Source organism: Planomonospora sp. ID82291 (assembly GCF_015711645.1).
Lineage (GTDB): Bacteria > Actinomycetota > Actinomycetes > Streptosporangiales > Streptosporangiaceae > Planomonospora.
Genome location: NZ_JABTEX010000002.1, coordinates 1,853,493 through 1,867,456, shown reverse-complemented (window position 1 = coordinate 1,867,456; position 13,964 = coordinate 1,853,493). Strand labels below are relative to the sequence as shown.

Below are 13,964 nucleotides of genomic sequence, written 5' to 3'. Positions count from 1 at the left end.
CCGCCGCCCGCCGCCGGGTCGCGGCGCTCACGCCCCGCCGCCGGGTCGCGGCGCTCACGCCCCCGCCGGCGGGAGCACGCAGGACGGCGTGCCGCTCTCGACGACCGCCTCGGCCTCCTGCGGCACCCCGTCCTTCAGCGGCAGTACGGCGACGCCGCCGGAGTTCTGGTTGGCCACGTACATCCGGTCGCGCACGACGGCGAAGTGGCGCGGCCAGGCGCCCCCGCAGGGCACCTCGGCGATCCTCTCCAGGTCCGGCGCGGACAGCACCGCGATCGTGTCCGGCCCCCGGTTGGCGACGTAGACGAACGGTCCGTGCACCTCCAGGTGGGAGGGGTGGTTCTCGGCCCCGGAACCGCCGGCCGCGGTCACCGCGGTCTCCCGCCAGCCGGAGTCGTAGGCGCGGACCGTGCCGTCCAGTTCTCCGGCCACGTACCAGCGGTCCCCCGCGCGGGCCAGGTGCCGCGGGCCCATGCCGGCCGCGAGCCGTACCGGGCCGTCGGGGTGGAGGGCCGCCTCGCGGCCGTCCCCGACCGTGAAGCGGCGGACCTCGTCGGCGCCCAGGTCGGTCACGTACAGCACGCCGTCGGAGGCGAAGGTCGCCTGGTGGGCGTGGGAGCCCTCGCGGTGGGGGAAGGCCTGCACGGTGGTGAGCAGCCCCGCCTCGTCGATGCCGTGCACGCTCACCGTGCCGTCGCCGTAGTTGGCCACCGCCAGCAGCGTGCCCGCCGGGTTCACGGCCAGGTGGCAGGGGAAGGAGCCCCCGCTGGAGCGGCCGCCGAGCGGCGACAGCGCGCCGTCCGCGCCCCGGGCGAAGACCTCCACGGTGCCCCGTTCGGCCTCTCCCACCGCGTAGAGCACGGGGAGCCGGGGGTGGGCGGCGAGGAACGACGGCCCTGAGGCCGCCGTCGCGCCGCGCACGGTCGGGCCGTCCAACTCCATCAGGACGATCCCGGCGCCCGACCCCCCGGTGTCCGGGGTGTATCCGCCGACGTATGCGATCTCCGCCATGATTCTCCCGCCGTCATCGACTCTTGACCGGTCCGTGACCTTAGCGCAGTCGCGTACGGCGGGGCCCGCCGGTCAGGCCGCGGCTCCGGCCTTCAGCCGCCCGGCGATGGTCACCACCCGCCTGGCCATGTGGTCCAGGGCCGCGTGCTGCACGTCGGTCAGCGGGTCGCTGTTGGTGCCGCCGGTGACGTGGGAGACGCCGTAGGGGTTGCCGTCGGCGAACTTCGACGGGTCGGTGTAGCCGGGCGCCACCACCAGCCCGCCGAAGTGGTAGATGGTGGTGTAGAGGGCCAGCAGGGTGGACTCCTGGCCGCCGTGCGCGGTCATGGTCGCGGTGAATCCGGCGTAGACCTTGTCGGCCAGCAGGCCCTGCGACCACTGGGGCCCGAGGGTGTCGATGAACTGCTTGAGCTGGCTGGAGATGTTGCCGTAGCGGGTCGGCGTGCCCAGCAGCACCGCGTCGGCCTCCACGAGGTCGTCGGGCACGGCCTTCGGCTCGTTCTTGGTGTCGTCGAAGTGCTGGCTCCACGCCGCGTTGGAGGCGATCGCCTCCTCCGGGGCCAGCTCGGGCACCTGCCGGAGCCGGACCTGCGCGCCCGCCGTCTCCGCGGCGCTCGCCAGCCGCTTGGCCATCGCGTGGACGGTGCCGGTCGAGGAGTAGTAGATGACGGAGACTCTCACATCGGTCACGGGTCTGCTCCCGGTCAGGCGGACGAGCCGCGGACAGGCGTGCGGAGGCGGGACGGTGCGGACCGCTCGGGTCCCGTCCCGCCCTACGGCACCTACCCGCGGCCGGTGACCGGCGACCCGTCCGGCCCGGATCCGGACGCTCCGCAGACCGATTCCCGGACGAGGATCTCCCGGAGCGGCGCCGCTCCCCCGCGATCCGCCCCGACCAGCCCCGCCCCGGCCGCCCCGGCCGCTCAGGGCGCTCAGGGCGCGCTGCGCCTTCGAGGCACCCGGCGCGCCCGCGCACTCGGGCGCTCAGGCACCCGGCGCACTCGGGCGCTCAGGCACCCGGGCGCCCGCGCACGCGGCGCTCAACCACGGAACGGGCCGGTGACCTCGTAGGTGACGCCGTCGGTCCCGGCGGAGTCGCCCCGGGCGCCGCGCTGGGAGGAGAAGTACAGCCGGCGGCCGTCCGGGGAGAAGGCCGGGCCGGTGATCTCCGACCGGGCGTGGCCGTCGACCCGGAGGAACGGCGCGACCACCCGGTCCGGGGTGATCAGGTTGATCTCCATGTTCCCGCCGTCCTCGGCCACGTAGAGGACTCCGGCCGGGGTGCCGGTGATGTTGTCCACTCCGGTCAGCGGGGAGTCGGCGTCGTAGGCGATCTCCAGGCGCCCGTTCTCCGCGTCGTAGGCCCACACCCGGTTGTCGCCCTTGGTGGTGAAGAAGCAGATCCCGCCGTCGTAGTGGCAGCCCTCGCCGCCGGAGAAGTGCAGGGCGGCGCCCACCTGGTGCCGGGTCGCCTTCAGCGGCGCGGCGGGGTTGGGCACCCGCTCCCAGGTCACCGGCCCGGCGGTCGCGCCCCCGCCGTTCCCCCCGCCCCCGCAGAGCACCTCCAGCCGCCCCGCCGTCAGGTCGCCCCACACCTCCGGCCGGAACCGGTAGAAGCAGCCGTCCGGCTCGTCCTCGGTGAGGTAGACCACCCGCCGGTCGGGGTCGCAGGCGGCGGCCTCGTGCTTGAACCGGCCCATGGCCAGGCGCGGCATCGCGGCGCGCTCGCCGTAGGGGTCGCACTCGAACACGCGGCCCCGCAGGATCTCCTCGCACGACAGCCAGGTGTTCCAGGGCGTGCGCCCGCCGGCGCAGTTGAGGTCGGTGCCCGAGAGGATCCGGTAGGCGCCGAGGATCCGGCCGTCGGCCGCGAACCTGATCGCCGAGGCCCCGCCGAGCAGGGGGATCTCGGAGTTGGACACGTAGATCCAGCCGGTGCCGTCGGGGAAGCACGCCCCGCCGTCGGGCGCCGCGTGCCAGTGCGTCCCGCCGATCCGGCGGCCGGTGCGGGCGACGACCCTGCCGGTGAACCCGGCGGGCAGCGCGAGGCCGTTCGCGTCGGGGGCCCGGAGCGGCCCGTACGGACCCGGTCCCCGCGCGGTCGCGGACACGGCGCCCTGCCAGAGGGATCCCGTCAGCGCCGCGCCTGCGGTCAGTCCTCCGGTGCGCAACAACGTACGGCGGAGCATGGCGCCTCCTCGTTGCCTTCACGGTACGCGGCCAGTCGACCGGATCCGGATGAACCCGGATGAACACGGTCACCATGTCGATTGAAACTCGATGGAAACCCCGAAGGCAGGCGTTTCGGCGAATCGGCGCGCATCTCACGCATCTCACATATCTCCCGCTCGACCGCCCTCCCGCTCGGCCGCACCCCTCCGGCGGGCCCCGGTGCGTGAAGACGCCCCGGCTCCGCGCCGGGGCGTCCGCGCCCCGCGGCGGGACGCCCCGCCGGAGCACCCGTCGCGGTGCCGCCCCGGAGGCCTGCGGCCTCGGCGGCCGGGGCGGGTCGTCAGCGCTGCGCCTGCATCATCCAGTGGTGCTTCTCCACGTCCTGGGTGACGGCGATGAAGATGTCCTGGGTGACGGGGTCGGCCTCGGCGGTGGCCTCGACCCGCTCGCGCATCCTGCGGCCGATGGACTCCAGGATGTCCGTCATCGCCGCGACGACCTTGTCGACGTCCAGGTAGCCGGAGTCGAGCTGGGGCACCTTCGTGGTGCCCGCGATGGAGGGCGCGCGGCCGTCGGGCGTGATGTCGAGCGCCACGGCCCTCTCCGCGACGGTGTCGGCGTGCGCCCGGGCGAACGCCACGATCTCGTCCAGGTGCAGGTGGATCTGGCGGAAGTTGCGGCCGATCACGTTCCAGTGGGCCTGCTTCGCCAGGAGCGAGAGATCAAGGAGATCGATGAGCGCGCCCTGCAGGGCCTCTCCGACGATCTTCTTGTCACCGGGCTGAAGCGGGCCGGTGATGGTGGCCATGGGACGTACCTCCGTTGTCGGAATCGATTGCTGCGTGCAAACCAGAACGGCCCCTACCCATCGATACCGGACCTATGTTGACACTGCAATAATTGCAGTGTCACTATGGGGGCATGGAATGGACGATCGGCGAACTGGTGGAACGGGCCTCGGCGGTTCTGTCCCCGCCGCCCTCGTCGCCCTTGCCGCCCCCGTCCGTCCGGCAGGCCGGACGGGGCAGGGACGTGCCCAACGAGCGTCTCGTCCGGTGGTACGCCACGATCGGCCTGGTCGACCCGCCCGCCGCCCGCCGGGGCCGCGTCGCGCTGTACGGCAGGCGCCACCTGCTCCAGCTGATCGCCGTCAAGCGGCGCCAGGCGGAGGGCCGGAGCATCGCCGAGATCCAGGCCGAGCTCGCCGGGGCGACCGACCAGACCCTGGAGGCGATCGCCCGCCTGCCCGCCTGCCCGGACGGGGAGCAGCCCTCCCGCGTCCCCCGCCCGCGCTTCTGGACCGGTCCGCCCGTCCCACCCGTCCCCGCGCGGAACCCGGCGCCCGATCCCCCCGCCCCCTCGATCCCCGACCCTCCGCTCCCGGCCCCTCCGGCCCCGGCCCCTCCGGCCCTCTCGACCCCGGTGATCCCCTCCACCGCCGCCTCGCCCGTGCCCGCCGTACGGCTGGCCGCCGGGGTGACCCTCCTGCTCGACGGCGCGAGCCGTGTCCCGTCCCACGACGACCTCGTCGGGATCGCCACCGCCGCCGAGGCGCTCCTGGCGGTCCTGCGCGAGCGTGGGCTCGCCTCTCCGGAAGGAAAGCCATGATGATCGACTCCATCGCCCCGCTGCGGCCGGACGAGTGCGCGCCGGTCCCCGACGCCGGGCTGGGCGCGCTCGTCACCGAGCGCGGCAACCTGCCCCTGGAGAGCGTGGACGTCACCGCCGAGGTCTGCGGCCTGGTCGCCGGGGTGACGGTGACGCAGTGCTTCCGCAACGCCTTCGACGTGGCGCTGGAGGCGACCTACGTCTTCCCGCTGCCCGACCGCGCCGCCGTGACGGCCTTCCGGATGGAGGCCGGCGGGCACGTCGTCGAGGGCGTGCTGAAGGAGCGCGGCCAGGCCAGGGCCGACTACGACCAGGCCGTCGCCGAGGGGCGGCGGGCGGCCATCGCCGAGGAGGACCGGCCCGACGTCTTCACCATCCGGGTCGGCAACATCGTGCCGGGCGAGCGGGTCACCGTACGGCTCGCGCTCGACCAGCCGCTCCCCTACGAGGACGGCGCGGCGACGTTCCGCTTCCCGCTGGTCGTCGCCCCCCGCTACGTCCCCGGCGTCCCGCTCGACGGCGGGCAGGCCGGCGACGGCTGGGTGCCGGACACCGACGCGGTCCCCGACGCCTCGCGCATCACCCCGCCGGTGCTGCTGCCCGGCTTCCCCCGTCCGGTGCGGCTCTCGCTCGCGGTCACGGTCGACGCCGCCGGGCTGGAACTGCGCGAGGTCCGCTCCAGCCTGCACACGGTCCTGCAGGAGGGCCGCACCGTACGGCTGGCGCCGGGCGAGCGGCTGGACCGCGACTTCATCCTGCGCCTGTCCTTCGACGCCTCCACCTCCCTGACCCTCGTCCCCGACCCGGACGGGCCAGGGGACGGGGGCGCGTTCGCGCTGTCCGTGGTCCCGGAGCACGGGCCGTCCGCGCCCGCCCCGAAGGACGTCGTGCTGGTGCTGGACCGCTCGGGCAGCATGACCGGCTGGAAGATGGTCGCCGCCCGGCGCGCCGCCGCCCGCATCGTCGACACGCTGACCGGCGACGACCGGTTCGCCGTGGTCTCCTTCGACACCGTGGTGGAGCATCCCGGGCGGCTCGGCGAGGACGGCGGGCTGGTGCCGGCCACCGACCGCAACCGCTACCGGGCGGTGGAGTACCTCGCCCGGCTGGAGGCGCGTGGCGGCACCGAGATGGTGGAACCGCTGGAGCGCGCCGCCGCGTTGCTCGGCGACTCCTCGCGGGACCGGGTGCTGGTGCTGGTCACCGACGGGCAGGTGGGCAACGAGGACCAGATCCTGGAGCGGACCGCCGGGCGGCTGACCGGGGTGCGGGTGCACACGGTCGGCATCGACCAGGCCGTCAACGCCGGTTTCCTGGGCCGGCTGGCCGGGCTCGGCGCGGGCCGGTGCGAGCTGGTGGAGTCGGAGGACCGGCTGGACGAGGCCATGGAGCACATCCACCGCCGGATCGGCGCGCCGCTGGTCACCGACCTGTCCCTGGCGGGAGACGGCCTGGACCCGGTCCCCGGTTCCACCGGCCGCCTCGGCTCGGTCTACCCCGGCGTGCCGCTGACCGTCCACGGCCGCTACCGAGGCGCGCCGTCCGCGACCTCGTCCGGGGTCTCGTCCGCAACCTCGTCCGCGACCTCGTCCGCGACCTCGTCCGGAGCCTCGTCCGGGGTCTCCGCGGGCGTGGTCCTGCGCGGTCTGGACGCCGCGGGACGGCCGTGGGAGCGGCGGATCCCCGGGGCCCTCGCGCAGAACCCCGCGGTGCGCTCGATCTGGGCGCGGGCCCGGCTGCGTGACCTGGAGGACCGCTACGCCGCCGGGGACCGCTCGCTGGAGGAGGAGATCGTCTCGACCTCGCTGGAGTACGGCGTGCTCTGCCGGTTCACCGCGTTCGTCGCGGTCGACAGCCGGGTGGTCGCCGAGGGCGGCCCGGAGCACCGGGTGATCCAGCCGGTGGAACCGCCGAGCGGCTGGGAGACGCCCCCGTCCGCGGCCGCGCCGATGATGCTGGCCGCCATGCCCACCGCCATGCCCGCCCCGCGGATGGCCGCCCCGCGGATGGCCGCCCCGCGGATGGCCGCCCCGCGGATGGCCGCCCCCGGAGCGCCGCCCCCTCCCTCTCCGGCGTACGGCCCGGGCGGAACCGCCCCGGGGTACGGGGCGGGGCCGGCGGGCGCGCCGGGCGGAACCGCCGGCGGGTTCCCGGACGCCGTTCCCGGCGCGTTCCCGGACGCGGGTGGCGACGCGTTCCCGGACGCGGAGAGCGGCCCGGTCCCCGACACGGGAATCGGCGCGTTCCCGGACGCGGGTGGCGACGCGTTCCCCGTGCCGCCGGGCGGGACCCCCGTCCCGCGCTCGCCGATGCGGTCCCGGTCCGTTCCGCGTCCCGGCACCCCTGCCGGTGTCCCCGCCGGCTCCGGCGCGCAGGACGACGCCCTGCGGGCGCAACTGGCCGAGGAGCTCCGGCGGCTGCGGGCCGCCGAGTCCCTCCCCGCAGCCGAGCGGCTGCGCCTGCTGTCCGACCTGGGCAGCCGCCTGGCCGCTCTGGCCGTCTTCCTCGGCGGCCACGCGGAGCTGGAGGCGCTGGCCGAGGAGCTGACCTCGGCCGGGCCGGAGGCGGACGCGGACGCGCTGTGGCGGCAGGCCGTACGGGTCCTGGAGACGCTGAGCGAGCCGAAGCGGCGCCGCCCCTTCTGGAAGCGGTGATCGCCGGCCCGGTGGACCGGCCGCGGACCCGGACGGGCCACCGGGTCTGCATCCGGTCCGGGCCGGCGGGTCTGCATCCGGTCCGGGCCGGCGGGCCTCCGCGAGATCGTCCGGCGGACCCCCGCCGGCCGTGACGTACAGTGGCGGGGTGGTGATTCTCGACGGCGGGCTGGCCACCCATCTGGAGTCCCTGGGCGCCGACCTGGGTGACGAGCTGTGGTCGGCGAAGCTCCTGGTGGAGGACCCCTCGCTGATCCGGCGGGCGCACCTCGACTACTACGCCGCGGGGGCGCAGGTGGCGACCACGGCGAGTTACCAGGCGAGCATCCCGGCGTTCGTGCGCCGGGGTCTGTCCGCCGGGGAGGCCGAGGAGCTGATCCTGCTCTCGGTCCGCCTGGCCGCCGAGGCCCGCGACGCCCACGGCGAGGGCGCGGTGGCCGCCAGCGTCGGCCCGTACGGCGCCTCCCTCGCCAACGGCGCCGAATACACCGGTGAATACGACCTCGACGAGGACGGCCTGGTCGCCTGGCACCGGGACCGCTGGCACATCCTGGCCGGCAGCGGAGCCGACTTCCTGGCGTGCGAGACCGTCCCGTCCTACGCCGAGGCCCGCGCGCTGCGGCGGCTGCTCGACGAGACCCCGGGCGTGCGGGCGTGGATCAGCTTCTCCTGCCGCGACGGCGAGCGCATCAACGACGGCACCCCGATGCGGCGGGCCGCCGGGCTGTTCTCCGGCCATCCCCAGGTCCTGGCCGTCGGCGTCAACTGCACCGCGCCGCGCCACGTTCCCAGCCTGATCCAGCAGATCGACGGCAAACCGGTCATGGTCTACCCGAACTCCGGCGAGACCTGGGACGCCGCCGCCCGCCGCTGGCGCGGCCTGGCCGACCCGGCCGAGTTCGGCGCCGCGGCGGCCGGGTGGCACGCCGCGGGTTCGAGCTTCGTCGGCGGCTGCTGCCGCACCACCCCGGAGCACATCCGGCAGATCCACGAGCACGTCTACGGACGGTAGGCCCGCGGCGGGCGCGCCCCGCCCGCCGCGGGACCTCCGGACGGAGGTCAGACCGAGGTCGTGACGCCCGTCCGGTCGCGGCGGTGCCGCCAGAGGGAGTCCACGGCCAGGGCCCCGCCACCGCTGAAGCCGATCATCAGACTGGCCGCGGCCAGGGCCAGGACGTACTCGTAGCCGCCCTTGTCCGCGCCGAATCCGGCCGACCCGTGGACGAAGAGGATCGCACCGAGCATGGTGAGCGCGAGCAGCGTGCCGAAGAGCGGGAGCGCGGCTCCCACGATCAGGGCGACGCCGCCCACGACCTCCACGACGGCCACCGCCGGCGCCGCGACACCGGCCAGGGGGATCCCGACCGACTCGAAGAACGCCGTGGTCCCCTCCAGCCCCGAGCTGAACTTCATCCAGCCGTGCACGAAGAAGATCACGCCGATGACGACGCGCCCCAGCAGGAACGCGACGGGCCGGACTCGATCGATCACGTCGAACATGACGCCTCCCTTTGGTTCGAATTCGAACTACACCTAAGCAGATAGTTCAAATTCAAACAACAGTAGACTGGGCGGGTGACGGGAACACGGTGGCTCGACGAACACGAGATGGCCGCCTGGACGGCCTACCTGGCCGCCTCCCACCTGCTGGAACGGCGCATCGAGGAGCAGCTGAAGGCGGAGGCGGGCCTGACCCACGCCCAGTACGAGATCCTGGCGCGGCTCTCCGCCGCCCCCGGCGGGCGGCTCCGGATGACCGAGCTGGCCCATGGCGTGGTGGCCTCCAAGAGCGGGCTCACCTATCAGGTCGGCAGACTCGAGGCGATGGGCCTGGTGACCCGCGAGACCTGCCCCTCCGACGAACGCGGGGTGCTGGCCGTCCTGACCGGCGCGGGCGCGGCGTGCCTCGAACGCACCGCACCGGGCCACGTCGCCGTCGTCCGCACGCTCCTCATCGACCTGCTGGAGCCGCGCGAGCTGGAGACGATGACCCGCGTCATGCGGAAGGTGGAGGCGGCGCTTCGTGACGCCCCGCCATCCCGCTAGCCCCATTTGTCCGATTGATACCTAATCAGGCCATCCGGCCGACGGCGGCCCCGGCGAACGCCGCCGCCAGACCGGCCGCCAGGGTGAACGCCAGGTTCGCCGCGGCCAGGCGCCGCTCCCCGGCCTCGGCCAGGCGCAGCACGTCGTAGGCGAGCGTGCTGTAGGTGCTCAGCGCCCCGCAGAAGCCGGCGCCGCCCAGCGTGAGCGCCCAGCCCGGGAACCGGCCCGCGGCCGCCCCGGCCGCCAGCAGGCCGAGCAGGAACGAGGCGGCCGTGTTCGCGGCGAGGATCCCCCACGGGAAGCGGGGGCCGGAGCGCGAGGCCGCCAGGTGCCGCAGCACGGCCCCGGCCGCCCCGCCCACCGCCACCAGCAGCACCGCGCTCATCCCGCCCCGCGCTCCCGCCGAGCCCGCCGTACCCACCGCGCACGCCGTGCCAGGACCGTCCCGGTGAACGCGGCCGCCACCGCCAGGACCGGGGTGGCCAGGAGGTAGGAGAGCGCCGTGGCCGGCCGGCCCAGACGGATCAGTGCCTCCGTGTCCACGGCGAAGGAGGAGAAGGTGGTGAACCCGCCCAGCACGCCGGTGGACAGGAAGGGGCCGGCCAGCGGGTGGGGCTCCAGCGCCGCGAGCACCACGACGAGCGCCCCGATCAGCAGGCAGCCGAGGAGGTTGACCGCCAGGGTGGTCCAGGGGAAGGCACCCGGCGCGGTGGGCAGCGCAGCGCCCAGGCCGTGGCGGGCCAGCGCGCCGAGCGCGCCGCCGCAGGCGACCGCGGCCGTGACGAGCCGCGGCGGGCCGGGACGGGCCGGACGCCCGGACGGGGCGCGGGGCCGGGAGCGGGGCGGGAGCCGGGACCGGAGCCGGGACCGGGCCGGAGGACGGCGCCCCGGCCGGTCCTGCGCGCCGCTCAACGCCGCCCGGCCTTCTTCGCCTCCTTCGCCGCCTGAGCCGCCTCCGCCTTGGCGCTCGCGGCGTACTTGTCGACGTACTCCTGGCCGCCGAGCTCCATCAGCGCGTACATGATCTCGTCGGTGACGGCACGCAGGACCAGCCGGTCCTCCTCCATGCCGTAGTAGCGGGAGAAGTCCAGCGGCTTGCCGAACTTCACGCCCGGGCGGATGCCCAGGCGCGGGAGCGGGCGGCCGGGGGGCATCATCTCGTAGGTGCCGACCATCGCCCACGGGATGACCGGCGCGCGGGACTCCAGCGCCAGCCGCGCCACACCGGTCTTGCCCTTGTAGAGGCGGCCGTCGTGGGAACGGGTACCCTCGGGGTAGATGCCGAGCACGTTGCCCTCGCGCAGCACGCGCAGGCCGGTGCGGATCGCCGCCTCGCTGGCCTTGCCTCCGGAGCGGTCGATCGGCACGGTGCCGACGCCGCTGAAGAAGGCCCGGCTGAGCATCCCCTTGAGGCCTCTGCCCGTGAAGTACTCGGCCTTGCCGAGGGAGATCACCTTGCGCGGGAGGAACAACGCCCCGAAGAAGTGGTCGGCGAACGACAGGTGGTTGCCGGCCAGGATCACCGGGCCCTCCCTCGGCACGTTCTCCACCCCCTCCTCCCAGGGGCGGAAGACCACGCGGAGAAGGGGCGCGAGGATGGCCTTCACCACCCAGTAGAACACTCGATGCTCCTTTGGTTGACAGGAAGCGACCTGGAGTTATCTTCCCACCTCGAGACTCCGTCACCTACACCGCGAAACCATACATATCGCCCTCTCGCACAACAGGCACGGAACATGCGACGATCAGGCGAGCCTGACAAGGAGTCACCATGCCAATCATGTCCGGCGCGGAACCGTACCACCACGCGGGGGGCCCGGTCGGAGTGCTGCTCTGCCACGGGTTCACCGGCTCCCCGCAGTCGCTGCGCCCCTGGGCGGAGCACCTCGCCGAGGCGGGGCTGACCGTGGCGCTGCCCCGGCTCCCCGGCCACGGCACCACCTGGCAGGAGATGAACCGCACCCGCTGGGAGGACTGGTACGCCGAGCTGGACAAGACGCTGGCGGACCTGCGGGGCCGGTGCCCCGAGGTCTTCGTGGCGGGCCTGTCGCTCGGCGGCTGCATGGCGCTGCGCCTGGCCGAGGTGCACGGCGAGGGCATCAGGGGCGTGGTCGTCGTCAACCCCTCGATCGCCAACGACGTCCCGCTGCTCCGGCTCGCGCCGCTGTTGCGCCTGTTCGTCCCCTCGGTCCAGGGCGTCGCCGGCGACATCAAGAAGGAGGGGGCGGTCGAGGTGGGCTACACGCGCACGCCGGTCAAGGCCGCGGCGAGCCTCCCCCGGCTCTGGGCGCTGACCCAGGCCGAGCTGGGCACGGTGACCCAGCCCGTCCTGGTCTTCCACAGCCCGCAGGACCATGTGGTCAAACCGACCAGTGTGCGTATCCTTCGTGAGAGGCTGACCGGGGGGAATCTGGCCGTGGTCGAGCTCGCCGACAGCTACCACGTCGCGACGCTCGACAACGACGCCGACCGGATCTTCGCGGAGAGCCTGGAGTTCATCAGGACGAACGCCTCTGTACCCTTGCAGAGAGACTGATCGCCAGCGGGGGATGCGCGGTCTCCGAAGAAGGAAGTGATCTCAGGCCATGAGCGACGGGCCCAGCTAGGTGACACCGCAGAGCGACGAGGACGAGGTCTGGCGGCAGATCGTCGCGTCCTTCAACGACACCTCCGAGCGCGACTCGGCCGATCAGCCGTGGCCGGACAGCGAGAACCTCCCCGCCGACCCTCCGCGCCGGGTGGTCCGGCCCCCGGAGGACGACGGCCTCCTGACGGCGGAGGAGGACGGCCCCGCCGCCGACCTCGACACCGGGACCGCTCAGGCGGACGACGACGAGGGGCACTACGTCCCCCCGCCCCCGCCGCCGCTGCCCAGGACCGACGCCACCACCAAGATCGCGTGGACGGCCCTGTTCGGCGGCCCCGCCTACCTGCTGGTGACCGCCGCGGCCGGGTGGGAGCTGCGCGGCTGGGCGCTGTTCACCGCGGTCGCCGCGTTCATCGGCGGCTTCGTGGCGCTGGTGGTGCGGATGGGGGACGGCCCGCCCGGCGGCTCCGGCTGGGACGACGGCGCCGTCATCTGACCGGCCTCCGCATCGGTCCGCCGCCCGCGCCGCGGCGGGCCGGCGCGCCACGGCGGACGGCCCGCGGCCCGTCCGCGCCGGGTCTCACGACCTGGACCGGGCGGAGCCCCCCTGGTCGGCCGGGCTCTTCGTCGCGAAGCGCTCGATCACGTCGGTGTAGCGGCCGTTGCCGTCCACCACGTGACCGACGGTCCAGACCGTGCCCGTGCCGGACAGGTAGGCCGCCGACTGGAGCCTGATCGTCCGGGCGGCCTCGGACGGGGCGCCGCGCAGCGCCTTGACCCTGCGGCCGTCGTAACGGAGCAGGAACGCCTCCCCCGGACGCGTCAGGTCGACGCCGGAGATCCAGAAGCGGTTCCTGCGGTCACCGGTCACGCCGTACAGCCGCACGTCCTGCTCGGACACCTCCACCCTGGACCACTTCTTGCCGTTCCAGGACAGGACCAGGGGGACGACCTGCCCCGAGTCGCGGTGGACGCCGCCGACGGCCAGCGCGCGCTTCGACCCGTTGAGATGGACGTCGCGCAGGTAGCCGCCGGGGATGTCCGGGGCGGGGAAGGACTTCCACTGCCCGCCGGACGACCTCATGATCAGCGGTTCGCCTCCGGTGTCGCCGACCGCCCAGCCGTCGCCCTTGGCCGTCACCGCGACGCCGTACAGCGTGCCGCGCGTTCCGGCGGCGGTGAGAGTCCACTTCCCGCCGGCGCCGGTGACGATCAGCGGCTGCCCGGCGCGGCGGCCCACGGCGACCGCCCGTCCCGGGACCGCCGCCACCCCGCCCAGCCAGTCGCCCACGTGCAGCGTGTCGACGGTGACCCGGTCGAAGGCCGAACCGTCCCCCCGCGCCAGGTACGGCAGGCCGTCGTGGCCCTCTCCCACGGCCCACAGCTCGGTCGCCGACGCCGCCGCGACCGAGCGCAGCAGCCCCGCCCCGGTGGGATCGTTGCGGATCGGGACCTCGGTCCAGGTCCGGCCGTTCCAGTGGGTGATGGCCCCCCGGCTCTGCCAGATGTCCCACACGCTCTGCTGCCCCACCGCCCACACGTTCCCGGCGGAGATCCCGGCGACGTCGGACAGCGACCCGTCACTGCTCAGCCGGGCGGTGGCCGGCGCCTGCCAGGCCTCCGCCGCGGGTGGGCGGACGGGATCGGCGTGCGCGGTCGGCGCGTGGAGGAAGGGCAGAAGCAGGCCTCCCGCGCACAGCGCCAGGGCACGCCGCGGAAGGCGACGGGTCATGCACCAAATGGTACGGGTGATGCCCACTCCATGTGCGCGGCTCCCCATCCTCCGCCCCGCTCCCGGCCGCACCCCCGGCACGCGCCCGACGCAGGCCCGGCCCCGCCGCGCTCCCGGACCGCCCTCCGCGAACCGCGCGTTCCCCCACGAACAG

15 protein-coding genes are annotated in these 13,964 nt (G+C 74.5%); 6 read left to right on the top strand and 9 right to left on the bottom strand.

From position 1 onward, the window contains the following. Window positions 1-54: 54 nt before the first annotated feature. From HS045_RS19320 to HS045_RS19305, 4 genes are all read right to left on the bottom strand, one after another. Window positions 55-1,011: a beta-propeller fold lactonase family protein gene (locus HS045_RS19320; RefSeq protein ID WP_196452696.1), complete on the bottom strand. Its 957-nt coding sequence runs from the start codon at window positions 1,009-1,011 to the stop codon at window positions 55-57. A gap of 72 nt (window positions 1,012-1,083) precedes the next feature. Beyond that, the gene (wrbA, locus tag HS045_RS19315; protein ID WP_196452695.1) at window positions 1,084-1,701 is read right to left on the bottom strand and encodes an NAD(P)H:quinone oxidoreductase; all 618 of its coding nucleotides are present in this window, start codon (window positions 1,699-1,701) and stop codon (window positions 1,084-1,086) included. Between the two features lie 350 nt (window positions 1,702-2,051). Further along, window positions 2,052-3,200 carry an alkaline phosphatase PhoX gene (locus tag HS045_RS19310; RefSeq protein WP_196452694.1) on the bottom strand — a complete coding sequence of 383 codons (1,149 nt, stop codon included), beginning with the start codon at window positions 3,198-3,200 and terminating at the stop codon, window positions 2,052-2,054. Window positions 3,201-3,523: 323 nt separating this feature from the next. Further along, entirely contained in the window at window positions 3,524-3,991 is a 468-nt protein-coding gene (locus HS045_RS19305; RefSeq protein ID WP_196452693.1) for a Dps family protein, read from the bottom strand. Window positions 3,992-4,104: 113 nt separating this feature from the next. Here HS045_RS19305 and HS045_RS19300 point away from each other — a divergent pair, with 113 nt between their 5' ends. From HS045_RS19300 to mmuM, 3 genes are all read left to right on the top strand, one after another. Beyond that, on the top strand, window positions 4,105-4,791 hold the full coding sequence (locus HS045_RS19300; RefSeq protein ID WP_196452692.1) for a MerR family transcriptional regulator: 687 nt from the start codon (window positions 4,105-4,107) through the stop codon (window positions 4,789-4,791). Further along, on the top strand, window positions 4,788-7,445 hold the full coding sequence (locus HS045_RS19295) for a VIT domain-containing protein (protein WP_304609610.1): 2,658 nt from the start codon (window positions 4,788-4,790) through the stop codon (window positions 7,443-7,445). The genes HS045_RS19300 and HS045_RS19295 overlap by 4 nt, the downstream gene beginning before the upstream one ends. A gap of 148 nt (window positions 7,446-7,593) precedes the next feature. Beyond that, window positions 7,594-8,457, top strand: a complete 864-nt coding sequence (mmuM, locus tag HS045_RS19290) for a homocysteine S-methyltransferase (protein WP_196452691.1) — start codon at window positions 7,594-7,596, stop codon at window positions 8,455-8,457. Between the two features lie 47 nt (window positions 8,458-8,504). On the opposite strand, the gene HS045_RS19285 is transcribed toward mmuM, so the two are convergent. After that, window positions 8,505-8,945, bottom strand: a complete 441-nt coding sequence (locus tag HS045_RS19285; protein ID WP_196452690.1) for a DoxX family protein — start codon at window positions 8,943-8,945, stop codon at window positions 8,505-8,507. Between the two features lie 75 nt (window positions 8,946-9,020). Here HS045_RS19285 and HS045_RS19280 point away from each other — a divergent pair, with 75 nt between their 5' ends. Next, a complete protein-coding gene (locus tag HS045_RS19280; protein ID WP_196452689.1) occupies window positions 9,021-9,491 on the top strand; it encodes a MarR family winged helix-turn-helix transcriptional regulator in 471 nt (156 codons plus the stop codon). Between the two features lie 25 nt (window positions 9,492-9,516). Here HS045_RS19280 and HS045_RS19275 read toward each other — a convergent pair whose 3' ends face one another. Genes HS045_RS19275 through HS045_RS19265 form a run of 3 tightly spaced genes read right to left on the bottom strand, consistent with a single transcriptional unit; the run spans window position 9,517 to window position 11,113 of the window. Beyond that, complete coding sequence (locus HS045_RS19275) at window positions 9,517-9,876, bottom strand: CrcB family protein (RefSeq protein WP_196452688.1); 360 nt, start codon at window positions 9,874-9,876, stop codon at window positions 9,517-9,519. Then, the gene (locus HS045_RS19270; protein ID WP_196452687.1) at window positions 9,873-10,403 is read right to left on the bottom strand and encodes a CrcB family protein; all 531 of its coding nucleotides are present in this window, start codon (window positions 10,401-10,403) and stop codon (window positions 9,873-9,875) included. Before HS045_RS19270 ends, HS045_RS19275 begins: the two co-directional genes overlap by 4 nt. Continuing rightward, a complete protein-coding gene (locus tag HS045_RS19265; RefSeq protein WP_196452686.1) occupies window positions 10,400-11,113 on the bottom strand; it encodes a 1-acyl-sn-glycerol-3-phosphate acyltransferase in 714 nt (237 codons plus the stop codon). The genes HS045_RS19270 and HS045_RS19265 overlap by 4 nt, the downstream gene beginning before the upstream one ends. Window positions 11,114-11,262: 149 nt before the next feature. On the opposite strand from HS045_RS19265, the gene HS045_RS19260 reads away from it, so the two are divergent. After that, entirely contained in the window at window positions 11,263-12,027 is a 765-nt protein-coding gene (locus HS045_RS19260) for a carboxylesterase (protein WP_196452685.1), read from the top strand. A 70-nt stretch (window positions 12,028-12,097) separates the two neighbouring features. Beyond that, complete coding sequence (locus HS045_RS19255; RefSeq protein WP_196452684.1) at window positions 12,098-12,574, top strand: hypothetical protein; 477 nt, start codon at window positions 12,098-12,100, stop codon at window positions 12,572-12,574. A gap of 84 nt (window positions 12,575-12,658) precedes the next feature. Here HS045_RS19255 and HS045_RS19250 read toward each other — a convergent pair whose 3' ends face one another. Further along, entirely contained in the window at window positions 12,659-13,810 is a 1,152-nt protein-coding gene (locus tag HS045_RS19250; RefSeq protein ID WP_196452683.1) for a hypothetical protein, read from the bottom strand. Window positions 13,811-13,964: the final 154 nt, after the last annotated feature.

Coding starts and splice junctions, on each gene's coding strand:
- HS045_RS19305 (WP_196452693.1), bottom strand. CDS start 3,991: ATGGCCACCATCACCGGCCCGCTTCAGCCCGGTGACAAGAAGATCGTC.
- HS045_RS19320 (WP_196452696.1), bottom strand. CDS start 1,011: ATGGCGGAGATCGCATACGTCGGCGGATACACCCCGGACACCGGGGGG.
- HS045_RS19310 (WP_196452694.1), bottom strand. CDS start 3,200: ATGCTCCGCCGTACGTTGTTGCGCACCGGAGGACTGACCGCAGGCGCG.
- HS045_RS19300 (WP_196452692.1), top strand. CDS start 4,105: ATGGAATGGACGATCGGCGAACTGGTGGAACGGGCCTCGGCGGTTCTG.
- HS045_RS19250 (WP_196452683.1), bottom strand. CDS start 13,810: ATGACCCGTCGCCTTCCGCGGCGTGCCCTGGCGCTGTGCGCGGGAGGC.
- HS045_RS19260 (WP_196452685.1), top strand. CDS start 11,263: ATGCCAATCATGTCCGGCGCGGAACCGTACCACCACGCGGGGGGCCCG.
- HS045_RS19275 (WP_196452688.1), bottom strand. CDS start 9,876: ATGAGCGCGGTGCTGCTGGTGGCGGTGGGCGGGGCGGCCGGGGCCGTG.
- HS045_RS19295 (WP_304609610.1), top strand. CDS start 4,788: ATGATGATCGACTCCATCGCCCCGCTGCGGCCGGACGAGTGCGCGCCG.
- HS045_RS19285 (WP_196452690.1), bottom strand. CDS start 8,945: ATGTTCGACGTGATCGATCGAGTCCGGCCCGTCGCGTTCCTGCTGGGG.